This is a genomic window from Streptomyces sp. NPDC104814 (assembly GCF_055583185.1).
On sequence record NZ_JBVJOL010000020.1, the window covers coordinates 1 to 26,095 of the forward strand.

Genomic DNA, 26,095 nt, shown 5'->3' on the forward strand with positions numbered 1-26,095 from the left:
CGCGGCCTCGTCGACGACGTCATCGACCCCGCCGAGACCCGCGAAGTCCTCGCCCGCTCCCTCGCCATGCTCCAGACCAAGCACGCCGACCTGCCGCCCCGCAAACACGGCAACCCGCCCCAGTAGCCCACGAGTACGACGGGGCCCGGCGCAAGCGGCCCCGGAGGGGGGCGCGCGGCCGTGTCCCGCAGCCAGGAGACAATTGATGGTCAAGCAGGAGCGCGCGGCCCGCACACGTCAGGCGTTGATCCGTGCCGCCGCCGAAGTGTTCGCCCAGGAGGGTTACGCGCCTGCTTCACTGGCGACGATCAGCCGGCGGGCCGGGGTGAGCAACGGCGCGCTGCACTTCCACTTCGAGAACAAGCAGGCGCTCGCCCAGGCCGTGGAGGACGCAGCGGCGCAGACGGTGCGCCGTCTCACCGAGGGCGTGCTGAAGGGCGGCGGGAACGCTCTGCAGATGCTCGTGGACACGACGCACGAGCTGATGAACCGGCTGGCCGACGACATCGTGGTCCGGGCCGGTTTCGAGCTGGGCGGGGACGTGGCCTGTGGGGTGGAGCCCCGGCTCAGGCGGCAGTGGCAGCAGTGGACGCAGGAGAGGCTGCGCCAGGCCGGGCACGAGGGCGGACTGGCGGACGGCGTCTCGCCGGAGGAGGCGGCGGACACGATCGTGGCGGCGACCGTCGGCTTCGAGGTGCTCGGCGCCGAGGACGGCGCATGGCTGACCGAGGACAAGATGACCGGTTTCTGGGACCTCGTCCTGCCCGGCATCACGGGCCGCGACGCTCCGGCCCCGGTCACGCCGTTCCCGACGGCCAGGGGAGAAGTGGCCGCACCGACCCGAAGAACAGACTGATCATGCTGTTTTGCTGGTGTCTTTCAAGATCGCGATTGCGGCAATTCGCCCTCCGCCCTTCTGGGGGTGGAGGGATTTTCCCTGTGCTCTCAGTGATAAGTGCAGGTCAAGGATCGTTTAGTCGATCTTCGACGTCACAGTGAAAACAGCGCGCTCGGTTTGATATTGACAAACCGTCTGTCCTGTTTTTTACTCGTGATGGTCACGACTCATGCACGAACAGGGGAGACGGCGTGGATATCGATGTACTGGGCGCGCTGGCCGTCCGTGTGAACGGGATCTCGGTGACGCCGACGGCGCCCAAGCCGCGGCAAGTCCTGGCTCTGCTGGCCCTGCACGCCGACCAGGTCGTGCCCGTGGCCCTGCTGATCGACGAACTGTGGGGGGACCGGCCGCCGCGCAGCGCGCGGACCACCCTGCAGACCTACGTGCTCCAGCTCAGGGACCTCATCGCGACGGCCCTGGAGAAGGACCCGGAGGGAGCCGGGCCGCGCACCGCCAAGAACGTGCTCGTCACCACGCCCGGCGGGTATCTCCTGGACACGGGGGGCGGCACCAGCGACGTACGGGAGTTCGAGCGGCTGGCGGGGACGGGGTACCGGGCCATGGACGCCGGCGACTTCCCCGGCGCCGCCCGGCAGTTGCGCGACGCGCTCGCGCTGTGGACCGGCTCGGCCCTCGCCGACGTACAGACCGGATCGCAGCTGGAGATGGAGACCAGGCGCCTGGAGGAGACCCGGCTGTGCGCGCTCGACCAGCGCATCGAGGCCGACCTGCGGCTCGGCCGGCACCGCGAGCTGCTCGGTGAACTGACCATGCTGGTGAGCCGCTACCGCACCCACGAGACCCTGCACGGCCAGCTCATGCTGGCGCTGCACCGCTCCGGGCGCCGCAGTGAGGCGCTCGACGTCTACCAGCGGCTGCGCACCGCCCTGGTGCGGGAGCTGGGCCTGGAGCCCTCCGGGGGGCTGCGGCGGCTCCAGCGCTCGATCCTGATGGCCGGTCCGGAACCCGCGCTCGACCAGGTCTCCGTCGCGGGCGGCGAGCGCCTGAGCCGGATCGGCTGAGAGGAGGCCGGGATGCAGGCCAGATCGCAGCGGACCCGCCAGAGACTGGTCCGCGCGGGCGCGGAGATGTTCGACCGCAACGGCTACGCCAGCGCGACACTGGGTCAGATCGCGGCGGCCGCGGGCGTGACGAAGGGCGCTCTGTACTTCCACTTCGCCTCCAAGGACGGGCTGGCCGACGCCGTGCAGGAGCGGGGCCGCGCCCTGCTGCACGACTTCGTCCAGCAGCACTGGGAGGAGGGCGTACCGCCGGTGCAGGTGCTCATCGACCTGACGCACTGGCTGGCCCGCGCCCTGCACGACGACGCCGTCATCCGGGCGAGCTTCCGGATCACCAACGAGTGCACCGGGCGGCAGCCCCCGGTCACCGACTTCCACCAGGCGTGGATCACCGAGGTGCTGCGCCTCCTCGGGCAGGCCCGCACGGCGGGTGCGCTGAGCGAGCGCGCGGGGGCGGACGGGGCACAGGCACTGCTGTCCGTGACCGTGTGCGGCATCGGAGTCCTGGCCGGCACCGGACTGACGTACCCCCAACTGAGCAGCCGGGTGGCCGCGTTGTGGGAGCCGCTGCTGTCGGCCCTCGTACCGCCGGACGACGTGACGCGCTACCGGACCCGTCCGCCCGCCCCCGCCGGCCGGACCGCGCAGGCGCAGGCGGCCTGACCTCCCCCTGCCCTGCGGGACGGGCCCGCTCGTCCGGCGCCGGCCCCCGCCGCCCGCTGCCCCCCCACCCGACACCTCCCCCACCGGCCCGCCCGCGGCGGAGACCTTGGAGCCCACCCATGATCCCTGAACATCACACTCCCCTCAGGTCCGCGCCCGACGCGCCGCCGCCCGATGTGGTGACCGAGCTGGTGGAGGTGCTCGCCGACGTCCTGCGGCTGAAGCCCGAGAAGATCGACCCCGAGCAGACGTTCCGCTCGCTCGGACTCGACTCGCTGCTGACGGTGGAGTTCGTGGCCACGCTGAACGCCCGCTACGGCACGGCGGTCAGGCCCGGCGCCCTCCTCGACCACCCCACGCCGCTGGCGTTCGCCCGTCATGTGGCCGGCGAACGCGCGAGTGAACGGCGAGGCGGCGCACCCCGGCGCGCACCGATGACGGGACCGATGACCGCACCCACGACCGCTCCCATGACCGGACCGATGACCGGACCGATGACCGCATCGATCACCGGACCGATGACCTCGTCCGCACCGGTTGCGGCTTCCGCACGCCTTGCCGGCGGGGCGCCGGGCGCCGGGCCGGCTCGCGCCGCCGCGCAGGTGGGCGCCGTGCCGGGTTCGGCGGCGCGTGAGGTCCTCGACGTCCTGCGCGAGGAGCTCGCCCGCATCCTGTGCTGCGACCCCTGGGACATCGACACCACGGCCGCCTTCCACCTCCTCGGCGTCGACTCGATCCTCGGCGCCCGCTTCCTCGCGGTCGTCAACCAGACCTACGGCGTCGACGAGCGGCCCGTGGCGCTGTACGACCACCCGAACCTGGCCGCGCTGGCCGCGCACGTCGCCCTCCTCACGCAGGCGCCGCCGCCGCCGCCACCGGCTCCGGTTCCGGCGCCGATGACACTGGAAGCGCTGCTCGACGCCGTCCGCGACGAGCGGCTGTCCGTCGACGAGGCGCTCACGCTGCTGCCCCGGCGGCCGTGAACGGACACCCAGCAATGGACGAACGAGACATACTCACCCGGTTCAAGGCCGGAACCCTGGACCGCGGGCTCGCCGTACACCTGCTCACGGGACGGCAGACGCCACCCGAGGACGCCGTGCCCGAGACGGAACCCGTCCACGGCGCCGTCCCCCAGGACGCCCCCTCGGCTCTTGCGGGACCGCGATCCGGAAGCGGCAAGGAGAGCACCGACCGGTTCGCCGTCGTCGGGATCGCCGGGCGGTATCCGCTCGCACCCGATCTGCGCACCTACTGGCAGAACCTGCGCGAAGGACGGGACACCTCCTCCGAAGCGCCCCTCGGCCGGCCCGGCGGATCCCCGCTGAAGACAGGGGAGCGCGGGCACTTCCTCGACTCCGCCGCCGCCTTCGACGCGGAGTTCTTCGGCCTCACCGCCGAGAAGGCCGCCCTGATCGACCCTCAGGAACGGCTCTTCCTGGAGGCCGCCTGGGAGGCACTGGAGGACGCGGGCTGCACCGGCGCCCGGCTCGACGCCCTGACCGGCCCGGGCGGTCAGCCGCGCAGTGTCGGCGTGTTCGTCGGCGTCTGCGCCACCGACTACGCCCTGCTCGCGGCCGAGGGCTGGGCCCGCGGCAGGCGGGACGCGCTCGCCGGCAGCCACGGCCGGATGGCCGGCCGGCTCTCCGCACTGATGGGACTGAGCGGTCCCGCGCTGGCCGTCGACGCCGCCGAGTCCTCCGCCCTGGTCGCCGTCCACCTCGCCGTCGGCGCGCTGCGGCGCGGTGAGTGCACGGCCGCCGTGGCCGGCGGCGCCGAATTGCTGCTGCACCCCTCACGCGGGCGGCACGGCGCGGGCGAGGGCGTGGGCGCGGTGGTCCTCAAGCCGCTCGACCGGGCTCTCGCCGACGGCGACCACGTACACGCCGTCGTACGCTCCACTTCGGCGACTTCGGCGACTTCGGCGACTTCGGCCACTGCGGCCACCTCGGTCTGCGCCGGTGCCCACGACGGTGCGCCGGCCGCAGACGCCGTTCCGGCCGCAGACGCTGTCGCGGGCGACGACGCTGTCCTGGCCGGTGACGACGATCTGCGGGGGAGAACCGGGCTGCGCGAGACCGGGCGCACCACCGCGCGCCGGGTGGGCGACGCCGGGGCCGCCACCGGGATCGCGGCCCTGACCGCCGCCGTCCTCCAGCTGCGGCACGGCATCCTCGCCCCCACCCGGGACGGCGCCCCCGCCACCGCCTGGCCACGCCCCCGCGACGCGCGCGGACGCGAACTGCCCCGGGTCGCCGCCGTCGAGGTGGCCTGTCCCGACGGCGTGGCGCCCGGGGCCCGGGCCGTCCTTGAGGAGTTCGTGCCGGGCCGCCGACCGCGGCCCACGGCGGGCGACGGCCGCGAGGAGCTGATCCTGCTGTCCGCCCCCACGCCCGCCCACCTCACCGCCACCGCCGCCCGGCTGGCCGACCACCTCGCGGGCGACCGCGTCGCCAGCGGCGACGACAGCGCCCCGGACGGGGAGTGGACGCCCCTGGCGGACGTGGCCCGGGCGCTGCGCGCGGGCCGGGCCGCCTGGCCGTGCCGGATCGCCCTGACCGCCCGTGACGTGCCCCATCTGGTGGCGGAGCTGCGGGACTTCGTGCGCCCCGGTGGGCAGGGCCCCGCGGTCCACACCGCCGACGGGCCGGGTGTGCGCTGTGCGGATCTTCGGGCGGGCGGCGCCGATCCGCTGGGCCTCGGGGAGGCACCCGAGACCCGCGACTACCTGGCCGCGCTGTGGCACGGCGGCCGCAGCGAACAGCTCATCCGCCTGTGGCTGTCCGGGCTCGACGTCGACTGGGCCGCGCTGGAGCACCGGCCCGGCGCGGACGGCACCGTGCCGCCCCTGGTGCCGCTGCCGCCCTCGGCGTTCGTGCGCCGTTCCCTGTGGCTGGGGCACGGCGAGGGCGCCCAGGAGACGGAGACGGCCGGATGACCGGAGCCGAAGCGGTGGACCTCGCCGACGGGTTCGGGCCGGCCCGGTCCGAACCCGTCAAACTGTGGTTCTGCCCCAACGACGACCTCGCCCCCGGCGTCGCCGCCACCCTGGCCACCCACTGGCTGGACGAGCACGAGCGGGAGACCGCGAGCCGCTTCCTCTTCGAACGCGACCGGCGTCAGTACGTCGTCGCCCACACCCTCGTACGGCGGGTGCTGGCGCTGGAGAGCGGTGTGCCGGAGGCGGAGGCCGTGATCTGGCGTTCCTCGCGGGGCCGGCCGTTCCTCCAGAAACCGGCCGAGGGACTGCCGCGCGGCGGCCGGGAGCTGGACTTCAACCTCTCCCACGCCCACGGCCACAATCTGCTCGGGGTGGTGCGGCGCCACCGGATCGGGGTGGACGTCGAACGGCTCGACCGGGGCGAGCAGGGCTTCGACGCGATCGTCGACACCTTCGCGCCCGAGGAACGGCTGTGGGTGGCCGCCGCCGCGTCCGGCCGCCCGCGGGCCCGCAGGATCCTGCGGCTGTGGACGCTGAAGGAGGCCTACTCCAAGGCGCGCGGCCTGGGACTCGGGCTGGCCTTCGACAGTTTCTCCTTCACGCTGGCCGAGGACCGCGGGGTCCTCGCCTTCCGGCCGCCCCCCGGCGAGACCGCGCTGCCGTGGCGGTTCGTCGAACTGGAGCCGGTGCCCGATGTACTGGCGGCCGTGGCCGTCGTGGGCGGCACCGACATGCCCCCGGTCCTCCACCTGCACCACGGATTCCCCTGGGACCGTGGATCACCCCGGGTGCTCGCACTGCCGGACCGGATCGCGGTGCCGGTGTAGGGACGGGCCGGGGCGGGCCCGTGCCGGGACGGCCCGGTGCGGGGCGACCGCCGTCCGACGGGCGTGAGGCCCTCGGACGGCGGCGACGCGACGCGACGCTGCGACGGCGAGCCGTCGGTGTGGGGACTGCGCCAGGCGCGCGGGCGGCCGGCCTGCGCTGCCCGGTTCTCGCGCTGATGCCGAGCGGCCTGCCGCCCGTTCCCGCAAGGTCCGTTCCCGAAAGCTCCGTTCCCGCAAGGTCTGCTGCCCTCGCCGCTGCCGCTGCGGTTGCGGTTGCCGCTGCCGTCGTCGAGGCGGCGGCAGCGGCGTGTCATGCCCGGCGGGCGGGCGCGTCGCTTCCCGGTGGTGGGCGCCGCTGAAGACGTGGCGCGGTCATTCCGGGCCCGGCAGGCGGGCGATCATGGCGTCGAAGCGGCGTACCAAAGCCTCCTGCTCCAGGCCCAGTTCGTCGATGCGGCGCCGCAGCCGGGCGATCTCGGCGCCCAGGTCGAGGGCCTCCGCGAGGGCGACGGTGCGCGCCGGGGCCGCGGAGTGGGGCGGGGGTGGCGCGGACAGGTCGGGGGCGTGGTTGAGGATGGCCTCCATCCGGCCGCGCAGCGCCGGGCCCGGCTCGATGCCGAGCGCGTCCATCAGCCGGCGTCGCGCCCGCTCGTACACCCCGAGGGCCTCCGCCTGCCGGCCGCCCCGGTACAGGGCCAGCATCAGCAGGTCGTAGAACCGCTCCCGCAGCGGATGGTCGGCCGTGAGCTTCTCCAGCTCGCCGGTGATCTCACCGTGCTGCGCGCAGCGCAGGCTCGCGTCGTACAGGGCTTCCAGGGCGGTGAGCCGGTTCTCCTCCAGGCGGTCCGCCTCCGTGGTGCAGATCGGGCCCGTTCCGCTGCCCTGGAGGGCGGGGCCGCGCCACAGGGACAGGGCGCGGCGCAGCAGTTCGGCGGCGTAGCCGGGGTCGGAGGCGAGCGCGGCGCGGCCGTTGGCGGACAGCCGGTGGAAGCGCTGGACGTCGGTGGTGGCCGGGCCCAGGGTCAGCAGATAGCCGGCCGGCAGGGTGCTGATCCACTCGTGGCCGTCGTCGGGGGCCGGCAGCAGCCGCCGCAACCGGGCCACATGGGCCTGGAGCGCGTTCGCGGCGTTGGACGGCGGGTGGTCGCCCCACAGCTCCTCGGTCAGCCGGTCGACCGACAGCAACTGACCGGCGTGCACGACGAACGCGGACAGCAGGGCGCGCTGCTTGGAGCCGGGCGGGACGATGTCCTGCCCGGTACGGCCGTCGCGGATCTCCACCGGCCCCAGCAGCCGGAACTCGGTGCCCGTCTCGCCGTCCAGGCCGGTGACGGGGTCCCGGCCGACGTCCAGGACCGTCATCGCGGCAGCACCGGCGTCCCGGCGAGCGCGAAGGCCCGCCGTACGTCGTCGGTGATCCCCGCGCCGGGCCCGGCCGGCTCTGGCGGGAACCACTCCGTCAGCCGGGCGGCGTCCTCGATGACCCGTCGACGCGCAGCCGTCGGTGCCCGTCCCGGTGCGGCGACCGGCCGCACGTCCCGTCCGGCCGGGACGAGCGCGGGCCACCGGTGGCACACCGCAGGGGGGCCACCGGCGTGGGGGAACACGAACAGGCGCAGTTCCATGCTGACTCCGTCGACGGTCCTCCGTTGCGGACACCGGACCATAGCCGCCGCCCGCCGCCTGCGGTGAGACGTGCGAGCCCCCTTCGAGCAGACGTGCAAAGGTCCTCGAGGACCCGGGCACGGGCGTGACCTCCCCGTTCGGGGTCCGGCTTGGAGGGCTGGTCGAGCGCGGGTCGAAGTCTCGGGGCGGGTGGCCGAAACGGAGCTAGCGTGCTGGGCCGACGGCAAACGGGGAGGAAAACCGTGGAGATTCAGGTTCTGGGTCCACTGAACGCCGACGTCAACGGGGAATCGATCGTTCCGACCGCCGGCAAGCCGCGCCAGATTCTGGCCCTGCTCGCCTTCTACCCTGGCCGGGTCATGCCGGTGCCCACCCTCATGGAGGAGATCTGGGGCACCGAGCTGCCCCAGAGCGCCATGACGACCCTCCAGACGTACATACTCCAGCTGCGCCGGCGCCTCGGCACCGCCATGGGCCCGGACGCGCCGGGCTCCGCCAAGGACGTACTGGCCACCCGGCACGGCGGCTACCTGCTCCAGATCGCGCCGGACTGCGTCGACGTACACCGCTACGACCAGCTGGTCTCCGCCGGCCAGAGCGCCTTCGAGGAGGGCGAGGACGACCGGTCGGCGCGGCTGCTGCGCGAGGCGCTGGCCATGTGGCAGGGCCCCGCGCTGGTCGACGTACGCGTCGGGCCGATCCTGGAGATCGAGGTCATGCGGCTGGAGGAGAGCCGCCTGGTCACCGTGGAGCGCCGCATCGACGCCGATCTGCGGCTGGGCCGGCACAGCGAACTCCTCGCCGAACTGACCGATCTGATCGCCCGTCACCCCCAGCACGAGGGGCTGCACTCGCAGGCGATGGTCGCGCTGTACCGCTCCGGGCGGCAGGCCACCGCGCTGGACGTCTACCGCCGGCTGCGGATGCGGCTGGTCGAGGACCTCGGCGTGGAGCCCTCGCCGCAACTGCAGCGGCTGCACCAGGCGATGCTCACCGTCGACCCCGCGCTGGACGTGGTCAGCGGGCCGCGCCGCACCTCCACCTTCGACCTGTACGCGGCGTAGGACGCCATGCGCCCGCCACGATCCGAGCCCGGCACCGAGAAGGGACGGCCGATGTCTGACGCACAGCCGGTACGACTGCACTGCTTCGCGCACGCCGGAGCCGGCGTCTCCTCCTTCTACGGCTGGCCCGCCGGCCTCGGCCGGGGTGTGGAGACGGTGCCGCACCTGCTGCCGGGCCGTGAGAACCGGCGCCGCGAACCCCGGGTCACCGGGCGTGAGGCGCTGCTGGCCGACCTGATGGACGCGTTCGTGTCCGAGGCGCCGGCCGCGCCGTACGTCCTGTACGGGCACAGCCTGGGCGCGATGGTCGCCTACACCGTCACCCGCGCCCTGCACGAGGCGGGACTGCCCGGACCGGCGCTGCTCGCCGTCGGCGCCTGCCCGCCGCCCGACGCCGGATCCGACCTGTCCGACGCCTGGGGCGCGGCCGACGAGGACCTGCTCGGGCTGCTCGACGAGGTGGGTGCCCTGCCGGAAGGGGCGGCGCCCGGCGGGTTCTGGCACCGGGCCGTGATGCCCGTGCTCCGCGACGACCTGGCCCTCGCCCATGACCTGAGGGTGTCCGCCCGCCGCCCGATGACGGCCGGACCGCTGACCGTGCCGATGCTCGTCGTCTCCGGCACCGACGACCCGCTGGCCCGGCCCGCCGTGACGGACGGCTGGCGGCGCTGGACCTCCGGGACGGTGGTGACCCGGACCGTGCCCGGCGACCACTTCTTCCTGCGCGGCGGTGACCTGCCCCGGTTGCTCGGACGTGCCTGCCGCGTCGTGCGGCGCACCACCCCCGCGCGGGCCGGCGCCCGATGAGCGGGGGCGGCCCACGACAGCTGCGCACCGACGTGTGCGTCGTCGGCGCGGGGCCCGCCGGACTGGCCCTGACGCTGCTGCTGTTGCGCTCGGGGGTGCGGGTCACGCTGCTGGAACGCTCCATGGGGCTGCGCCGGGACTTCCACGGCGAGATCCTCCAGCCGGGCGGGCAGCGCGTCCTCGACGACCTGGGCGTGCTGGCCGCCGCCCGGGCCCGCGGCGCGTGCGACCTCACCGGCTTCCAGGTCCTCCAGGACGGCCGGCCGCTGCTCGACATCGACTACCGGCGCCTGACCGCCCCGCACGACCGGCTGCTCGCCCTGCCCCAGCGCCACCTGCTGGCGGAACTCCTCGACGCGTGCCGGGAACTGCCCGGCTTCACGCTGCTGGAGGGCCACCGGCTCGGGGCACTGCTCGGGGACGCCGACCGGGTCACCGGGGCCGTGGCCACCGGCCGCGACGGTACGACCGTGACCGTGCGGGCCCGGGTGGTCGCCGGGGCCGACGGCCGCTTCTCCCGCACCCGGCGGCTGGCCGGGATCGAGGCGGGGCGCGCGGAGGCGTTCGACCAGGACGTGGTGTGGTTCGCCGTGCCCGCCGCCGGCCGCCGCACCGGTCAGGTGCGCGTCCACCGCACCGCGCAGGGCGCGCTGCTCGTGCACGACACCCATCCGGACCGGCTGCGGATCGGATGGACGCTGCCGCACCGCACCTGGAACCGGATGGCGGCCCGCGGCATCGACGCCATCCGCCGCGACCTGGCGGACGCCGTCCCGCAGTACGCCGACCTGTTCAACGAAGGGCTGCGCCGCCTGACCGACCTGACGCTGCTCGACGTGTTCGCGGCGCAGGCCGGCACATGGGTGCGCGGCGGGCTCGTCCTCGTCGGCGACAGCGCCCACACCCACGGCCCGATCGGCGCCCAGGGCATCAACCTCGCCCTCCAGGACGCGGCCGCCGCCCACCCGGTGCTGGTCGACGCCGTCCGCAACGGCGACGCCCGCCGGGAGCGGCTGCTGCCCTACGAGCGGCGACGCCGACCCGTCGCGGCCGCCGCGCACCGCGTGCAACGACTCCAGGCCAAGGCGCTGCTCGGGCGCGGCGGGCCCATCACCACCCGGCTGCGCTCGCACGCCGCCGCGCTCGTCACGCGCACGCCCCTCGGTGACCGGATCACCCGCGCGATCGCCTACGGCACGGACCCCGCCCCGGTCCGCACGGACCTGTTCACAGTCCCGGCCCCCGCAGGCTGACTCCGGCTCGCCCCGCCCCGCCCCGCCTCACCTTGCAGGCGGCGCGGGCACGGGTTCCGGCTCCCGCGGGCTGACTCCGGCTCGCCTTGCAGGCGGCGCGGGCACGGGTTCCGGCTCTCGCGGGCTGACTCCGGCTCGCCTTGCAGGCGGCGCGGGCCCAGGCTCCCGCAGGCTGTTCACCACGCGGTGAGGGCGGCCCGCCGCGTCCCCACGCGCCGAGGGCACACCGCCGGTGCCGGCCGCGGGGGCCCCACCCCGTCCCCTCCTGCCGTCGGCGACTGCACCCACGCCTTGGCGCCCGGCTGCGGGGCACGGTCCTGCCGTACCGCCGGCCGCGGCGCGGGCCGGAGCGGTCGGCCTCTGCGCGTGGCTGCGGCGGCCGCGACGCCGGGCCGTCGCGACGCCGGCCGCTCGCCGTTGCCGGCCGGTCGCCGTTGTCGGCAGAGCCGAGGGCGGTCGGGCGGCTGCGGTGGCTCGGGTCGATGACGGGGGACCGCCGAGCGATGGGCTCGGGGCGCGCACCCCGCCCGTGCCGGCCGGGTGCCTCCGCGTGGGTCGAGCGCTCTTCGACGGTTTCTCGAGCGGTCCGGCCGACGGTGTAAGCCGCCGAGCGGTGAACCGCGGCCGCGCACCGACCAGCCGGAGGAGAACGAGCCGTGCCGACCTTCACGTACCCGGATCTCCCGCTGGACGGCCTGCTGCGCACGGCGGCGGTGCGCGACGCCGACGGGATCGCCGTACGGCACGCGGACACGGCGCTCACCTTCGGTGAACTGGACGCCCTGGCCGACCGCGTGGCCGCCTGGCTGCAACGGCGGACCGGGGGCAGGCCCGGCGCGCGCGTCGGCGTCGCCCATGTCCTCGACCCGGTGTTCGCCGCCGCCTACTACGGCACCGCCCGCAGCGGATCCACCGTGGTTCTCGTCAACCCCCTGCTCAGCGAGGCGGGACTGCGGCACGTGTGCGCCGCCGCCGAGGTGGAGGTGGCGTTCGTGCCCACCGCCACGGCGGAGGTGCTGACCAAGCTGCGCGGCGCCCTGCCCCGGCTGCGTACCGTCGTGGTGACCGACGCGCCCGACGGCGTCGTCCCGGGCGACGCCGTCCCGCTGCACACCGCGCTCGCCGACGCCCCGGACGCCCCGCGGGCCGGCCGGACCGATCCCGGCGCGATCGCCTGCGTGCAGTTCACCACCGGCACCACCGGCCGTCCCAAGGGCGTCCTGCTCACCCACCGCAATCTGGTCGCCAACGCCCGGCAGACCGCCCTTGCCCACCGCCTGGACTGCACCTCCGTCACCCTCAACCACCTGCCGCTCTACCACGTCATGCACCTGAACTCGGCCGTGTACGCGGGCGCCTGCCAGGTGCTGTGCACCGATCCCGACCCGCTCGTCTCGCTCGCCGCGGCCGCCGAGGCCGGCGCCACCCACTACTACGGGCTGCCCGCCCGGCTGCACCGCCTCGCCGCCGACGCCAGGCCGGTCGGGACGGCACCGGGCGGCGCCCGGCTGACGGCCGTGCTCTCCGGCGGCTCCGGACTGCGCCCCGAGGCCGCGCGTGCCCTGCGCGACCGGCTGGGCGTACCCGTCATCCAGGGCTACGGCATGGCCGAGCTGTCCCCGCTCACCCACTGCCAGCAGCCCGACGCCTACCGGGCCGGCACCGTCGGTCAGGTGGTCCCCGGCACCGAATGCCGCGTCGTCGACGTGCACTCCCGCGCGCCGCTGGACGTCGGCGCGACGGGAGAAGTACAGGTGCGGGGACCGCAGTTGATGGCCGGCTACCTCGCGGACGACGAACCGTCGCGGATCGACGAGGACGGCTGGTTCTCCACCGGAGACGTCGGCCGGCTCGACGCCGAGGGAGCGCTGCGGCTGGTGGACCGGCTCGCCGACATCTTCAAGTACGACAACGAGATCGTCTCGCCGACCCGGATCGAGCACGTCCTCGGCCAGGACCCCCGGGTCGCCGACTGCATCGTCGCCGACTGGCCCGACGACGTGCACGGCGGCCTGGTCTGGGCCGGAATCGTCCTGCGCGACGACCCGCACCCGGGCCCGCACTCCGGCCCCGGGCAGCGCGCGGACGACGGCACCGGCGTCCTCGGCGTCCTCGACTCCATCACCACGCGGGCCAACGAACAGCTCGCCCCCTTCGAACGCATCCGCATGACCGAGGCGATCGACGCCGTCCCCCGCACCCCCACCGGCAAGCCCGAACGGCGCGCGGTCCGCGACCGTCTCAGGGCCCGCGCCGCCGCCTGACCTTCCACGCCGCGGCAACGACCGCCCGTACCACCCCCGACCGCCCGCACCGGCTCGAACCCAGGAGCAGACCATGGTGACCTTCGTCAACAAGCTGACCGTGCACGGCGACATCGACTCCTTCCTCGCCGTCAAGGGACGCCTCACCTCCTACATGTCCGCCCAGCCCGGCTACGTCAGCCACCACACGCTGCGCCACGCCAAGACGCCCCACGTGTTCCTGGAGCTGGCCGTGTGGCAGGACGCCGACGCCCACCAGCGCGCGGTGCGCAGCGAGGAGTTCCAGGCGATCGTCCAGGACCTGCGTCCGCTGGCCACGCCCGAGCCGGGGCTGTACGAGACGGTCGAGGAGAGCGCGTGACGCCGCGCCCCACGGACCGGCCCCACGTCGTCGTGGCGGGTGCCGGACCGGTCGGCCTGACCGCCGCCCATGAACTGGCCCGCCGCGGACTGCGGGTCCGCCTCGTCGACGCCGCGTCCGGACCCGCCCGCACCAGCCGGGCCGTGGCCACGCATCCGCGCACCCTGGAGACGTACGACCAGATGGGCGTCGTCGACGCCATGCTCCCCCGGGGCCGGGAGAACCGGGCGTTCACCATGTACGCCAAGGGGCGCCGGCTCGTACGGCTGGACGCCGACTACTCCACGATGCCCACCGCGTACCCGTTCACCCTCGTCATCGGGCAGACGGACACGGAGGCCGTGCTGCGCGACGCCGTGGCCCGCCTCGGCGTGCACGTCGAGTGGGGGGTGCGGCTCACCGGTTTCGAGCAGGACGCGGACACCGTACGGGTGCGCCTTGCGCGGGCGGACGGCACCGAGGAAGACGTGGAGACCTCGTGGCTGGTGGGCTGCGACGGCGGGCACAGCACCGTACGCACCCTCCTCGGTCTGGAACTGGCCGGACACAGCAGCGAGACGTGGATGCTCGCCGACGCGCCGGTCAGCACCGACCTGCCGCCGGACACCATCTACTGGGCCCACACGGGCCGCCAGGCCCTGATGATGGTGCCCTACGCCCGCGCCGGCCACTGGCGGCTGCTGGACACCGCGCCCCCCTCCCGCCGCACCGACCCGCGCCCCGCCGAGGAACGGCTGTCGCAGAAGCTGTCGGCCGCGCTCGGCCACGGCGTACGGGTCGGCGAAGCCACCTGGACCTCCACCTTCACCTTCCAGCAGCGGATGGTGGCGCGGATGCACGAGGGCCGCGTCTTCGTCGCCGGGGACGCCGCCCATGTGCACAGTCCGGCATCCGGGCAGGGCATGAACACCGGCATCCAGGAGGCGTACAACCTCGCCTGGAAGCTCGCCCTGGTCGAACAGGGTCACGCCGGGCGGGAACTCCTCGACACCTACGACGAGGAACGCGTGCCCATCGGCCGCGCGCTGCTCGGCTCCACCCGCGCCGCGACCTCCCTCGTACAGCTGAAGAACCTGATCGCGTCGGTGGTGCTGCCCGTCGCCCTCACCGTCGTCCGCACGGTGGCGCCGCTGCGCCGGGCCGTGCAGCGCCGGGTCCTCGGCGGCATGTCCGGGCTGCGCATCGACTACGGCACGTCGTCCCTTACCACCGTGGACGGCTACCGGCTCGTCGCGCGCTCCGGCTCCGCCGTCATGGCCGGCGTCGAACCCACCCCGGCGCCCGCACCGGGCGAACGCGTCACCCACGCCCGCGTCCACGGCACCGGCGACGCCGGTTGCGCCGGGCTGCGCGCCGAACTGCGCGACCCGCGCTGGTCGTTGCTGCTCGCCGCGGGCGGCACCGGGCCCGGTGACGTGCCCGTCGGCGTGGCCGTCACCGCGGCGGCCCAGTACGGCGAGTGGCTGTCGGTGCGCACCGTCGGCGGCGCGACCGCCGACGGCCCCGCCCCGCTCGCCGACCCCGGCGGGCGGCTGCGCACCGCGCTCGGCCTGGCACCGGGCGGCTGGCTGCTGGTGCGCCCCGACGGATACGTCGCCGCGCGCGGCACCGTCCTGACGCGGGACGCGCTGCGCCGCGCGCTGGAACCGGTGCGGCCGCCCGTGCCGCTCGCCGAGGCGGCCCGGCCGGAGCCCGGGCTCGCCGTGGTCCGCACCCGGCGGGTGGAAGAACACGGAGCCTGACGCCCGGTACTCCGGGGCCCGGGCCGGTGTCGATTCACGGAACAACCAGGAAGAGGTGGCGTGGGGTGTCGGACGAGCGTGTGTACCGCAGGACGCGGTCGGTCGAGGTGGCCGCACCGGCGGGGGTCGTCTACGGGCTGATCGCCGACGCGGTGCGGTGGCCGCTGTTCTTCCCGCCGATCGTGCACGTGGAGCGGCTGGAGTTCGACGGGAGGAACGAGCGGCTGCGCATGTGGTCGGCCGCCGGCGGCCGGATCCGGTCGTGGCTCTCGCGGCGGGTGCAGGACCCACAGGAGCGCCGCGTCGACTTCCGCCAGCTCAACCCCGAGGCCCCGGTGGAGACGATGAGCGGGACCTGGGCCGTGCGGGAGCGGGCGGACGGGACCAGTGAGCTCACCCTGACCAGCGAGTTCACGGTGGCCGGTGACCGGCCCGAGGACGTGGAGTGGGTGCAGCGGGCGCTCGCCGGCACGACGGGCGCGGAGATGGACAGCGTCAGGCGGCTCGCGGAGCGGTGGGGTCGGCTGGACGAGCTGGTGCTGTCCTTCGAGGACTCCGTGCGTGTCAACGGCCCCGCCGAGCTCGTCTACGACTTCCTCTACCGCGTCGGCGACTGGCCCGAGCTGATCCCCCACGTCTCCCGCCTGGACCTGACCGAGGACACCCCCGGCGTCCAGGAAATGACCATGGACACCACCACCGCCGACGGCAGCACCCACACCACCACCTCCGTCCGCGTCTGCTTCCCCCACGCCGGACGCATCGTCTACAAGCAGACCGCCACCCCCGCCCTCATGGACGCCCACACCGGCGAATGGACCGTCACCCCCGACACCACCGGCGTCACCGTCACCTCCCACCACAGCGTCGTCATCCGCGAAGACACCGTCACCACCGTCCTCGGCGAAGACGCCACCCTCGAACAAACCCGCCACTACCTGCGCCAAGCACTCGGCCGCAACTCCACCAACACCCTCCACCTCGCCAAACGCCACGCCGAAACAGCGGTCCGGATGCTCTGACCGGCTGGCGCGTTGCCGAGGAGAACGCAGTCCGGCCCCATCACCGATCGAGTGCGGCCAAAGCCGGCGCTGCTGTCATGTGCTCCGTCCGTCCGTGTGATCCCCCGACCGTGCGGCCCGAGCCGGCGACAGAGGAGAGGCATGACTCCCCATCCGACACCGCTGTCCGTCCGTGACGACCACACGGTGCGTTCGTCGTCCGACACACGCGTGGGCGGCCACACGTCCGGCGCGGCCCCGGACGCACAGGAGCCGACGGACACCCGGTCCCGGCTGCGCGCGATCTGGTCCCGGCTGCTGAAGTCCGACGCGCTGCCCCTGGACCTCGGCTTCTTCGAGCTCGGCGGCAACTCCCTGCTCGCGACCCGCCTCATCCTGTGCATCGAGGGCGAGTTCGGTGTCCAGCTGACGCTGCGCCATCTCTACGAGATGCCCAGCATCATCGCCATGTCCGCCGCCATCGATGCCCTGCTCGCCGGCGACGGCACGGCCGGCGCGGTCCGCGCCGAGGCGGCCCGGCATGCGGCCGCCGAGGCGCGCCCCGCCCGCCGGCTGCCCAACGGCCTGATGGTGCACGATCTGAGCGAGGCCGACACCCAGCACGTCTACGAGGACCTCTTCGAGCGCCGCACCTACGAAAGGAACGGCGTCACCGTCGAGGCCGGTGCCACCGTCTTCGACGTCGGCGCCGCCGTCGGCCTGTTCACCCTCTTCTCGCACTACGAGGCGGAGAACGTCGAGATCTACGCGTTCGAGCCGGCGCCGCCCATGTTCGAGCTGCTCAGCAAGAACGTCACCGACCACGCGGTGAACGCCAAGCTGTTCACCATCGGCGTCTCCGACCGCGAGGCCGCGGCCGAGTTCCCGTTCCCTCCGCGCAGCTCCGGCATCCCGTTCAAGGCGTTCGTGCGCCCCCTGAGCGACGTCATCCGCGAGCAGGGCGTCGAGCGCATCGACCTCATCAGGATCGACGTGCCGGGCAGCGAGCAGCAGGTCCTCGACGGCATCGCCGAAGAGGACTGGCCCAAGATCCGCCAGATCGTGCTCCGGACTTACGACGGCCACGGCCGCGTCGCGCACCTGAGCCGGATGCTCCGGGACCGCGGCTTCCGCGTGCACAGCGAACAGAACGAAGACCGCGCGATCACGGACTTCCACACCGTCTACGCCCTTCGTGACGAGGAGTGCTGAACCGGACGCCGCCACCGATCACCCAGGGCTGCCGCTTTCCCTCCCCAGGGAGCGGTGGCCCTTTTCCGTGCAGCCGGGACCGACCGTTGCGGCAGGGCTGCTGCGGAACCGGTCGAGAAGCGGCGGAGAACTCCTCGTACTCCCCTCACGTGCCCGCCCAGTGCTCTTCGAGCCGGTGTCGGGCGGGGGCGCTGCCCAGCGGAGATCGTCTGCGCGGGGGATGCGGTGACCGGGGTGTCTTCCACGGAGTGTGGCCGTGGCGTCGACCGGCAGTCCACTCGGCCTCGAGCGGCTGCCGTGAGAGTCGGGCATACGCGCAGGGAAGGGGTTTCGGAGGTGCTGAATGAGAGAGCTCGCCGCCCGTCGCATACGACTGGCATGGCTTCACCTGCGCTCCCTACGGAGGGCCTGACGCCCTCGGACCGCACACCGGGCAGGACGCCGGGCGGGACGCCGGGCGGGACGTCGGGCGGGGCATCGGGCGGGACGCCGCATCGCACGCCGGACCGTGCGTGGGAGGCCGACGCCAGGGCCCGCGCGGCCCGTCTCGAAGCGTTGCTCGGCGATCCCCGCGACGGCGCCAACCCCCATGGCCTGCGCGCCCTGTTCGCCGCCGACGACCGGCGCGAACCGCCCGCCGCGACCGAGAGCCTGCTCGCCGAGGAGGGCCTGGGCGCCGAGTTCGTACCCGTGGCCTACGGCGGCCGGCTCACCCGGGCCGACCTCCTCGCCCGTGTGCTGCGCCCCGTCTTCCGCCGCGACGTAGCCCTCGGCTTCGGCTCCGGCATCACCTCGCTGTTCGCCATCGGCGCCGTCTGGGCGGCCGGCACCGAGCAGCAGCGGCGCTCCGTCGCCGACCTGCTCCTCGGCGGCGGTCGGGCCACGATCCTGCACCACGAACTGGCCCACTCCAACGCCATCCTGCGCCACGAGTTCACCGCCCGCACCGCACCCGGCGGCGGCTACCGGCTGGACGGCCGCAAGGACGTCATCATCAACGCCGCGCGCGCCGATGCCCAGGTCGTCTACGCCCGCACCGACCGGGCGCGCGGACCGCGCAGTCACTCGGTGCTGCTCCTCGACCCGGCCCGGCAGCAGCCCCCGGCCGTACGGCACCTGCCGCGCATCACCACGCCCGGCATGCGCGGAGCGCTCTTCTCGGGGCTGGAGTTCGACGACTACGCGGTGCCCGGCGACGCCCTCGTCGGCGAGAGCGGCGACGGCGTCCTGCTCGCCCTGCGGACCTTCCAGGTCAACCGCAGCCTGATCTGCGGGGTCGTCACATCGGCGGCCGACACCGTGCTGCACTCCGCCGTACGGGCCGCGACGACGGGACGCAGCGGCCCCGTGGCCCGCCGCTGGCACAGGCCGCTCACCGGTGTCTTCGCCGACCTGCTGGCCTGCGACTGCATGGCCACCGTCGTGCTGCGCGCCCTGAGCCTGCTGCCCGACCGCGCCCATGTCCTGGCCGCCGCCGTCAAGTACGTGGTGCCCGACCTGCTGCGGGAGAACCTCGAGGAGCTCGCCACCGTCCTCGGCGCGCGCGGCTACGAACACGACAGCCCCGAGTACGGCGCGCTCGACAAACTCGTACGCGACCTCCCGGTCGCCGGACTCGGCCACGCCGGCACCGCGGCCTGCCAGGCGGTGATCGTCCCGCAGCTGAGGGGTCTGGCCGAACGTGCCTGGTTCGCGGAGGAGGAGCCGCCGCCCGAGCTGTTCCGGCAGGGCGCCGAGCTGCCCGCCCTGGACTACGGGGCGCTCGGCATCGCCGGGGGCGGCGACTTCATGGCCGCTTCCCTCGTCGGCTCGGCCGCCCGGCTCGCCGCGTCACGCCCGGTCGGCGGCCAGATCGCCGCGCTCGCCGAGTTGGCCGAGGCGTTCGTCACCGAACTGCGCGCCCTGCGCGAGCAGTGCCGCGTCCTGCCCGCCTACGGCGCCACGTCGTCGGCCGACCCCGCCGTGTGCGTGCTCAGCGACCGCTACAGCCTGGTCGTCGCCGCGGCCGCCGTGCTCGGCGTGTGGGAGGGCCAGACCGGCGACGACCCGTTCCTCGCCGACCCGGCCTGGGCGGTCCTCGCCCTGTCACGGCTCGGCGAACGGCTCGGCATCCCGGTGCCCGAGCTGCCGCGCGGCTGCCTGGAACGGGTCCTGGACGAACTGGTGCGCCGCTACCGGGCCGGCCTGAGCTGCGACCTGGACGCCATCACCCTCGCGCAGTGACACAGCGGCAACGACACAGCGGCAACGACACAGGCAGCAACCACACAGCAGCGGTGACACAGCAGCGGTGCCCCAGAGGAGGAGCGAGCCCGTGACGCAGCCCGAGCCCACACAGCGCATCACCGAGCCCGTCCACGTCAGCGGCCCCGACGGGCCGTGGGACCGGGTGCGCGAGGGAATGGACCGGCACGGCAACGCCGTGGTGCACACCACCTGGGGCGAATGGCTCACCGGCGCCGTCGCCGACCCGTCGCTGCGCCCGCTGCTCGGCCGAGACTGGCAGCGCTACCGCCGTACCCCCGACCCCACGGTCCGCTACCGGTTCGTCGCCTCCCGGCTGGCCACCAAGTTCACGGCCGCCGCCGCGCTGGACGTCCGGCCCGCCGAACTCGACCTCGCCTACAAGATCGGCGGACGTCCCTATCTGCGGGGCCTGGACCAGATCGACGTGAGCCTCACCCACACCGACGACCTGATCGCCGTGGGCATCAGCCGCAACGGCAGGATCGGCGTCGACGCCGAACCCGCCGGGCGGCCCATGTCCTTCGAACTGCTGCAGAGCCATGTGTGCACCCCCACCGAACGCGCCGCCCTGGAAGAGCTGCCCGAGGCCGGGCGCACGGCGGAACTGCTGCGGCTGTGGACCCTGAAGGAGGCCTACACCAAGGCCCTCGGCCAGGGACTGCGGCTGAGCTTCACCGAGTTCGGCTTCGGCATCGACACCGGCGGCCTGCTCGCCCCCGACGGGACTCCGGCCGCACGCGGCGAATGGGCGTTCACCACCCGCCACGTACTGGGCCGCCGCTACGTCCTCAGCGTGGCCTGCCACGACGCGGGCCTCGACACCTCCCGCGACACCGCGGCGCACACCATGCTCGACGAGGGCTTCATGGGCGCGGTCGCCGACCTGCTCACCTCCGCCGACGGCTGACCCGCCCCGCAGCCTCAGCGCCTGCGAGTCGCGGCTGGTGAACGCCGCTCCCCGGCCGGCCGACTGACGACGGCGCCGGGCACATCGCCCGGTCCTCGAGCAGGGGTCGAGGGATGTTGCCCGGCGAACCGGCAGACTGCTGCCGCCGCGTCCGCCCACCGTCATCCCCCCGTCACGGGGGCGGACGCGGTATCCCCGAAAGCCGGCCGCGCCGCGAACCCGCCGCCCCGGCCTCGTTCCCGCCCGGCGCGCACCGCTGTGATCCGGTGCGGCGCGGGCCGGCGTTCCTCTCCCTACGGCCCCCTCCACACGGCCCACGGCCCGCGTCCCCCCCCCCCCCACCGCCCACCGCCCACGCGCCTCAGCCATGCCCCCGGACCGGGCCCGCCGCTCCCTCCAGAGACGTTCGTGATTGCGTCCAGGACGGCTGGAGGAAAACGGGACCGCGCCCCGCGTGCCGCTAGGGTGCCGGACGACGGAAGGCACCGGGCACCGGCCCTCGACCGCCTGCGCACAGGGGACGCGCAACCCGCCGCGCTGTCGGCCGACCACGGTGTCAGCGCCGTGTCAGGTCCGTATGGGCGGGGCCTTCCATACTCCTTCCGAGCTCGCAGAGAGGGGAGGGAGGGGGTGCGCGCCCCGGACGCCATGACAACGGATCACTCCTCACGCACGTCCCCGGTGTTCCCCGACGCGTCGATGTCCGTCATCGTCGACCCCGGCCGGCCCCCGTACGACGCTCCGCCCGTCCTGGAGCTGCGCGGCCCCCTGGACACCGGCCGCCTCGAGGCCGCCCTGGAACGCGTCGTCACGCACCTGCCGGACGTCGCGCCGTGGCGGCACCGGCTGCAGCGCCTCGGACCGGGCCACCACACCCTGACCCTGACCACCCCCGCGCCCTGCGACTTCCCGGCCGGTCTGCTGGCCGACCTGCTCACCGACGCCACGACCGCCGCAACCGGGTCCTTCGTACGCGGTCTCGCCCCGAGCCCGCTCCAGCGCGACCTGCTGTCCGAAGCCGACGCCGCCACCGACCCGGCCGCCGTCCGGCACATCGGGCAGCTGGCCTGTGTGTGGCACGGCCCGCTCGACCCCGAACGTCTCACGGCCGCCTGGCAGTCCCTCACCGACCACGAGAGCGTGCTGCGCTCGGCGTTCGACGACGGCTTCGAGCCGCGGATCGTCGTGCACAACCAGGTCCGGGCCGATGTCGTACGCCTGGCGCACGGCACCGCCGACTGGACGGCGCTCGTCGAGAGCGACCGGCTGCGCGGCATCGACCCGCGTACCCCCGGGCCCCTGCGGGTGACCGTGCTGGGCGGCGGGCCCGTGGTGTCCGTCCCGGCACCGCCCACGCGGCTGCTGCTCACGTACCACCACGCCCTCCTGGACGACTTCAGCGCCCGCCTGCTGCTGCGCGAGTTCACCCGCGCCTACCTGGCCGGCGGCCGGCTGCCGGGCGGCGAGCGCCGTCCCGACATGGGCGACTACACCCACTGGCTCGCGGGCCGCAACACCGCCCCGGCACGGGAGTTCTGGTCGATGGCCGCGCCGCCGCCCGGTGCCGCCCACTCGCCCCTGCCCGTGACCCCTCCCGCCTCCGGCGTCAGGGGGACGGGAAGCGGCCGCGCCCGGCTGCGGCTCACTCCCGCCCAGACCGCGCGGCTCGGCGCCTGGGCGGCCGGCTGGGGCGGCACGGAGAGCGGCGCGCTCCAGGCGGTGTGGGCCCTGCTGCTGTACCGGGCCGCCGGGTCCGCCGTCGCCGAGCCGGTCCGGTTCAGCGTGGCGGTGTCCGGACGCGGCATCCCGTTCGACGGCGTGGAGCGCCTGCCGGGTGCCCTGCGCAACCCGCTGCCGCTGTCCGTCGTCGTCGATCCGCGTGCCACGGTGCCGCAGCTGCTGGCGGAACTGCGCGACCGGGCACTGGACATGGCCGCCTACGAGTGGGTCACGGCCGGCCAGATCCGGGCCTGGACCACGGACGGGGACCGGCCCGCCGGTCCGCCCGGCACCCTCGTGGCCTTCGACAGCCGGCCGCGTCCGGCGGACGACCTCGACACGGAACTCGCCGCCCACGGTGTCCGCCTGGAGACCGCGATGACACTCGCCACCCGGACGGGGTACGACCTCACCCTCGCCGCCCAGCACGACGAGGACGGCGCGCTCGTGCTGACCGTCTCCTACGACCGTGACCGTGCGGCCGGAGTCGCCGATGTCCTGGCCCACGCGGGATACCTGCTGCAGGAACTGCCGCTCCGGCAGGGCGAGTCCACCATCGGCGACATCGTGGCCCTGCTGGCCGACGCCGACGCCGACGCCAAGGGCGACCCCGACCCCGGCCCCGGTCGTGATGCCGACAGCGACACCGGTCCCGGCCCCGCCGCCGGGACCGGCGTCCAGGACACCGGGGCCACCACCGCCTCCGCCGACACGGCCGCCACCCCCGCCTCCGCCCAGGAGTCCCTCCACCGGCCGCCGTCGCCCCTCGTCATCCTCCGGCCCGCCCGGGAGCCCGGCGCCGGGACCGTGTGCCTCCTCCCGGCGGCCGCGAACCCCCGCTCCCGGTACGACCTGCTCGCCCGCTCCTACCGGGGGCCCGAAGCCCTCGTGCTGCTCGACCCCGTCCCCGACGACCCGGGCGCCCGGTACGACGCGCTGCGGCCGCTGGCCGACGCGGGCGGGCGCCTGGTACTGGGTGGCTTCTCCGGATGCGGAGCCGCCGCGTACGACGTCGCCCGGCTCATCGCCGCGCACGGCGGCCGGCCGCCCCTTGTGGTGCTCGCCGCCGCCTCCACCGCCGTCGGCGACCTCGCCCGGCTGCTCGAATCCGCCGCCGAACGCGCCGGATGACCCCCGGACGACCCCACCCGGCCCTGCCGTGAACGACCGTCCAACGGACCTCACACCTCTGGAGAGCCATGTCCCGTCGCCTGTTCACCTCGGAGTCCGTCACCGAGGGCCACCCCGACAAGATCGCCGACCAGATCAGCGACGCCGTCCTCGACGCGCTCCTGCGCCAGGACCCGGCCTCCCGCGTGGCCGTGGAGACGCTGATCACCACCGGCCAGGTCCACATCGCGGGTGAGGTGACCACCTCCGCGTACGCCGACATCCCCGCCCTGGTCCGCGAGACGATCCTGGGCATCGGATACGACTCCTCGGCCAAGGGTTTCGACGGCGCCTCCTGCGGCGTCTCCGTCTCGATCGGCGCGCAGTCGCCCGACATCGCGCAGGGCGTCGACACGGCGTACGAAAAGCGCGTCGAGGGCGGAGCCGGCGGTGACGAGCTCGACCAGCAGGGCGCCGGCGACCAGGGCCTGATGTTCGGTTACGCCACGAACGAGACGCCCACCCTGATGCCGCTGCCCATCGAACTCGCCCACCGCCTGTCGCGCCGCCTCACCGAGGTGCGCAAGGACGGCACGGTCCCCTACCTGCGCCCCGACGGCAAGACGCAGGTCACCGTCGAATACCTGGGCAGCCGCCCGGTGCGGCTGGACACGGTCGTCGTCTCCTCGCAGCACGCCGCCGACATCGACCTCGCCACCCTGCTCACCCCGGACATCCGCGAACACGTCGTCGAGCACGTCCTCGCCCAACTCTCCGAGGACGGCATCACGCTGGACACCGACGACTACCGGCTCCTGGTCAACCCGACCGGCCGCTTCGAGATCGGCGGCCCCATGGGTGACGCGGGCCTGACCGGCCGCAAGATCATCATCGACACCTACGGCGGCATGGCCCGCCACGGCGGCGGCGCCTTCTCCGGCAAGGACCCGTCCAAGGTCGACCGTTCGGCCGCCTACGCCATGCGCTGGGTCGCCAAGAACGTCGTGGCGGCCGGGCTCGCCGAGCGGTGCGAGGTGCAGGTCGCGTACGCCATCGGCAAGGCGGAACCGGTCGGACTGTTCGTCGAGACCTTCGGCACCGGAGCCGTCCCGCAGCAGCACATCGAGAAGGCGATCGCCGAGGTCTTCGACCTGCGCCCGGCCGCCATCATCCGCGACCTCGACCTGCTGCGGCCCATCTACCGTCCGACCGCCGCCTACGGCCACTTCGGCCGCGAACTGCCCGACTTCACCTGGGAGCGCACGGACCGCGCCGAGCAGCTGAGGGCCGCGGCCGGCGCCTGACCGGCCGGGCGTCCTGGTACCCGAGGAGAACCCGACGTGCGCATCGCTGTCACCGGTTCCATCGCCACCGACCATCCGATGGTCTTCCCCGGCCGGTTCGCGGATCGGCTCAACCTTGTGAGCGGCACCGCGGCGGACGCCGGAGGCCGCGCATGACACCCCGGCCCACCTTCTCCTTCGAGTTCTTCCCGCCGAAGACGGCAGCGGGGGAGCGCACCCTGTGGCAGGCGATCCGCCGTGTCGAGCCCCTGCGGCCGGACTTCGTCTCCGTCACCTACGGCGCCGGAGGCTCATCCCGCGACCGCACCATCGAGGTCACCCGGCGCATCGCGGCCGAGACGACACTGCGTCCCGTCGCCCACCTCACCGCCGTCGGACACTCGGTGGCCGAGCTGCGGCACATCATCGGCGCGTACGCGGACGCCGGCATCCGGGACGTCCTGGCCCTGCGCGGAGACCCGCCCGGTGACCCCAAGGGACCGTGGGTGCCGCACCCGCACGGCTTCCGGCACGCCCACCAACTGGTCGAACTGGTGCGCTCGCTGGGCGACTTCAGCATCGGTGTGGCGGCCTTCCCGGAGCGCCATCCGCGCTCACCCGACTGGGACTTCGACATCCGGCACTTCGTGGCCAAGTGCCGGGCGGGCGCCGACTACGCCATCACCCAGATGTTCTTCCGGGTCGAGGACTATCTGCGGCTGCGGGACCGGGTGGCGGCCGCCGGCTGCGACACCCCGATCATCCCGGAGATCATGCCCGCCACCGACGTACGCCAGATCCGCCGGTTCGCCGAACTGAGCGACGCGGCCTTCCCCGAGGACCTCGCCCACCGCCTGGAAGCGGCCCGCGACGACCCGGCGGCGGGCCACCGCATCGGCGTGGAGTACGCCACCGCCATGGCCGAACGGCTGCTCGCCGAGGGCGCGCCCGGCCTGCACTACATCACCCTGAACAGGTCCACCGCCGCCCTGGACATCCACCGCAACGTCATGAGCGCAAGGAGCTCCCGTGTCAGCTGAGTTCACGGATTTCAAGGTCGCCGACCTGTCCCTGGCCGAGTTCGGCCGCAAGGAGATCACCCTCGCCGAGCACGAGATGCCGGGCCTGATGGCGATCCGCAAGGA

Annotated in this window: 23 protein-coding genes; 21 read left to right on the plus strand and 2 right to left on the minus strand. The window is 74.3% G+C overall.

Features of this window, described 5'->3' with window-relative positions; genetic code table 11:
* The 7 genes from ACZ64A_RS36660 to ACZ64A_RS36690 all read left to right on the plus strand — a co-directional run.
* On the plus strand, nucleotides 1-126 hold a 126-nt coding region (locus ACZ64A_RS36660; RefSeq protein ID WP_469816392.1), incomplete at its 5' end, for a carboxyl transferase domain-containing protein.
* 79 nt (nucleotides 127-205) lie between these two features.
* A complete protein-coding gene (locus ACZ64A_RS36665) occupies nucleotides 206-856 on the plus strand; it encodes a ScbR family autoregulator-binding transcription factor (protein WP_469816352.1) in 651 nt (216 codons plus the stop codon).
* 233 nt (nucleotides 857-1,089) lie between these two features.
* Nucleotides 1,090-1,923: an AfsR/SARP family transcriptional regulator gene (locus ACZ64A_RS36670; protein ID WP_469816354.1), complete on the plus strand. Its 834-nt coding sequence runs from the start codon at nucleotides 1,090-1,092 to the stop codon at nucleotides 1,921-1,923.
* Between the two features lie 12 nt (nucleotides 1,924-1,935).
* Nucleotides 1,936-2,586, plus strand: a complete 651-nt coding sequence (locus ACZ64A_RS36675) for a ScbR family autoregulator-binding transcription factor (protein WP_469816356.1) — start codon at nucleotides 1,936-1,938, stop codon at nucleotides 2,584-2,586.
* A 119-nt stretch (nucleotides 2,587-2,705) separates the two neighbouring features.
* Complete coding sequence (locus ACZ64A_RS36680) at nucleotides 2,706-3,569, plus strand: phosphopantetheine-binding protein (RefSeq protein ID WP_469816358.1); 864 nt, start codon at nucleotides 2,706-2,708, stop codon at nucleotides 3,567-3,569.
* Nucleotides 3,570-3,583: 14 nt separating this feature from the next.
* Nucleotides 3,584-5,524, plus strand: a complete 1,941-nt coding sequence (locus tag ACZ64A_RS36685) for a beta-ketoacyl [acyl carrier protein] synthase domain-containing protein (RefSeq protein WP_469816360.1) — start codon at nucleotides 3,584-3,586, stop codon at nucleotides 5,522-5,524.
* Complete coding sequence (locus ACZ64A_RS36690; RefSeq protein ID WP_469816362.1) at nucleotides 5,521-6,354, plus strand: 4'-phosphopantetheinyl transferase family protein; 834 nt, start codon at nucleotides 5,521-5,523, stop codon at nucleotides 6,352-6,354. Before ACZ64A_RS36685 ends, ACZ64A_RS36690 begins: the two co-directional genes overlap by 4 nt.
* 372 nt (nucleotides 6,355-6,726) lie before the next feature.
* Here ACZ64A_RS36690 and ACZ64A_RS36695 read toward each other — a convergent pair whose 3' ends face one another.
* Entirely contained in the window at nucleotides 6,727-7,716 is a 990-nt protein-coding gene (locus tag ACZ64A_RS36695) for an AfsR/SARP family transcriptional regulator (protein WP_469816364.1), read from the minus strand.
* On the minus strand, nucleotides 7,713-7,979 hold the full coding sequence (locus tag ACZ64A_RS36700; protein ID WP_469816366.1) for a hypothetical protein: 267 nt from the start codon (nucleotides 7,977-7,979) through the stop codon (nucleotides 7,713-7,715). Before ACZ64A_RS36700 ends, ACZ64A_RS36695 begins: the two co-directional genes overlap by 4 nt.
* A gap of 243 nt (nucleotides 7,980-8,222) precedes the next feature.
* On the opposite strand from ACZ64A_RS36700, the gene ACZ64A_RS36705 reads away from it, so the two are divergent.
* The 14 genes from ACZ64A_RS36705 to ACZ64A_RS36770 form a co-directional block, all read left to right on the plus strand.
* The gene (locus ACZ64A_RS36705; RefSeq protein ID WP_469816368.1) at nucleotides 8,223-9,044 is read left to right on the plus strand and encodes an AfsR/SARP family transcriptional regulator; all 822 of its coding nucleotides are present in this window, start codon (nucleotides 8,223-8,225) and stop codon (nucleotides 9,042-9,044) included.
* A gap of 51 nt (nucleotides 9,045-9,095) precedes the next feature.
* A complete protein-coding gene (locus ACZ64A_RS36710) occupies nucleotides 9,096-9,851 on the plus strand; it encodes a thioesterase II family protein (protein WP_469816370.1) in 756 nt (251 codons plus the stop codon).
* Nucleotides 9,848-11,104 (plus strand): FAD-dependent monooxygenase, encoded by a 1,257-nt coding sequence (locus ACZ64A_RS36715; RefSeq protein ID WP_469816372.1) that lies wholly within the window; start codon nucleotides 9,848-9,850, stop codon nucleotides 11,102-11,104. The genes ACZ64A_RS36710 and ACZ64A_RS36715 overlap by 4 nt, the downstream gene beginning before the upstream one ends.
* A 656-nt stretch (nucleotides 11,105-11,760) precedes the next feature.
* Complete coding sequence (locus tag ACZ64A_RS36720; RefSeq protein ID WP_469816374.1) at nucleotides 11,761-13,368, plus strand: class I adenylate-forming enzyme family protein; 1,608 nt, start codon at nucleotides 11,761-11,763, stop codon at nucleotides 13,366-13,368.
* A 73-nt stretch (nucleotides 13,369-13,441) separates the two neighbouring features.
* Nucleotides 13,442-13,729 (plus strand): antibiotic biosynthesis monooxygenase family protein, encoded by a 288-nt coding sequence (locus tag ACZ64A_RS36725; RefSeq protein ID WP_469816376.1) that lies wholly within the window; start codon nucleotides 13,442-13,444, stop codon nucleotides 13,727-13,729.
* Nucleotides 13,726-15,471: an FAD-dependent oxidoreductase gene (locus tag ACZ64A_RS36730; RefSeq protein WP_469816378.1), complete on the plus strand. Its 1,746-nt coding sequence runs from the start codon at nucleotides 13,726-13,728 to the stop codon at nucleotides 15,469-15,471. Before ACZ64A_RS36725 ends, ACZ64A_RS36730 begins: the two co-directional genes overlap by 4 nt.
* Nucleotides 15,472-15,536: 65 nt before the next feature.
* The gene (locus ACZ64A_RS36735; protein ID WP_469816380.1) at nucleotides 15,537-16,493 is read left to right on the plus strand and encodes an aromatase/cyclase; all 957 of its coding nucleotides are present in this window, start codon (nucleotides 15,537-15,539) and stop codon (nucleotides 16,491-16,493) included.
* A 141-nt stretch (nucleotides 16,494-16,634) separates the two neighbouring features.
* Nucleotides 16,635-17,684 carry an FkbM family methyltransferase gene (locus ACZ64A_RS36740; RefSeq protein ID WP_469816382.1) on the plus strand — a complete coding sequence of 350 codons (1,050 nt, stop codon included), beginning with the start codon at nucleotides 16,635-16,637 and terminating at the stop codon, nucleotides 17,682-17,684.
* A gap of 555 nt (nucleotides 17,685-18,239) precedes the next feature.
* Nucleotides 18,240-19,907, plus strand: a complete 1,668-nt coding sequence (locus ACZ64A_RS36745) for an acyl-CoA dehydrogenase (protein WP_469816384.1) — start codon at nucleotides 18,240-18,242, stop codon at nucleotides 19,905-19,907.
* Between the two features lie 91 nt (nucleotides 19,908-19,998).
* Entirely contained in the window at nucleotides 19,999-20,838 is an 840-nt protein-coding gene (locus ACZ64A_RS36750) for a 4'-phosphopantetheinyl transferase family protein (protein WP_469816386.1), read from the plus strand.
* 648 nt (nucleotides 20,839-21,486) lie between these two features.
* A complete protein-coding gene (locus tag ACZ64A_RS36755) occupies nucleotides 21,487-23,688 on the plus strand; it encodes a condensation domain-containing protein (RefSeq protein ID WP_469816387.1) in 2,202 nt (733 codons plus the stop codon).
* A 68-nt stretch (nucleotides 23,689-23,756) separates the two neighbouring features.
* Entirely contained in the window at nucleotides 23,757-24,971 is a 1,215-nt protein-coding gene (gene metK / locus ACZ64A_RS36760) for a methionine adenosyltransferase (protein WP_469816389.1), read from the plus strand.
* A gap of 152 nt (nucleotides 24,972-25,123) precedes the next feature.
* The gene (metF, locus tag ACZ64A_RS36765; protein ID WP_469816391.1) at nucleotides 25,124-25,990 is read left to right on the plus strand and encodes a methylenetetrahydrofolate reductase [NAD(P)H]; all 867 of its coding nucleotides are present in this window, start codon (nucleotides 25,124-25,126) and stop codon (nucleotides 25,988-25,990) included.
* Nucleotides 25,980-26,095, plus strand: a 116-nt coding sequence (locus tag ACZ64A_RS36770) for an adenosylhomocysteinase (RefSeq protein WP_469816394.1), incomplete at its 3' end; no start/stop codon positions are given. The genes metF and ACZ64A_RS36770, both read left to right, overlap by 11 nt.

Bases quoted from the DNA above. Each gene is read 5' to 3' on its own strand.
- ACZ64A_RS36695 (WP_469816364.1), bottom strand. From the start codon at position 7,716: ATGACGGTCCTGGACGTCGGCCGGGACCCCGTCACCGGCCTGGACGGC.
- ACZ64A_RS36685 (WP_469816360.1), top strand. From the start codon at position 3,584: ATGGACGAACGAGACATACTCACCCGGTTCAAGGCCGGAACCCTGGAC.
- ACZ64A_RS36700 (WP_469816366.1), bottom strand. From the start codon at position 7,979: ATGGAACTGCGCCTGTTCGTGTTCCCCCACGCCGGTGGCCCCCCTGCG.
- metF (WP_469816391.1), top strand. From the start codon at position 25,124: ATGACACCCCGGCCCACCTTCTCCTTCGAGTTCTTCCCGCCGAAGACG.
- ACZ64A_RS36710 (WP_469816370.1), top strand. From the start codon at position 9,096: ATGTCTGACGCACAGCCGGTACGACTGCACTGCTTCGCGCACGCCGGA.
- ACZ64A_RS36675 (WP_469816356.1), top strand. From the start codon at position 1,936: ATGCAGGCCAGATCGCAGCGGACCCGCCAGAGACTGGTCCGCGCGGGC.
- ACZ64A_RS36725 (WP_469816376.1), top strand. From the start codon at position 13,442: ATGGTGACCTTCGTCAACAAGCTGACCGTGCACGGCGACATCGACTCC.
- metK (WP_469816389.1), top strand. From the start codon at position 23,757: ATGTCCCGTCGCCTGTTCACCTCGGAGTCCGTCACCGAGGGCCACCCC.
- ACZ64A_RS36740 (WP_469816382.1), top strand. From the start codon at position 16,635: ATGACTCCCCATCCGACACCGCTGTCCGTCCGTGACGACCACACGGTG.
- ACZ64A_RS36690 (WP_469816362.1), top strand. From the start codon at position 5,521: ATGACCGGAGCCGAAGCGGTGGACCTCGCCGACGGGTTCGGGCCGGCC.
- ACZ64A_RS36715 (WP_469816372.1), top strand. From the start codon at position 9,848: ATGAGCGGGGGCGGCCCACGACAGCTGCGCACCGACGTGTGCGTCGTC.
- ACZ64A_RS36680 (WP_469816358.1), top strand. From the start codon at position 2,706: ATGATCCCTGAACATCACACTCCCCTCAGGTCCGCGCCCGACGCGCCG.
- ACZ64A_RS36665 (WP_469816352.1), top strand. From the start codon at position 206: ATGGTCAAGCAGGAGCGCGCGGCCCGCACACGTCAGGCGTTGATCCGT.
- ACZ64A_RS36755 (WP_469816387.1), top strand. From the start codon at position 21,487: ATGACAACGGATCACTCCTCACGCACGTCCCCGGTGTTCCCCGACGCG.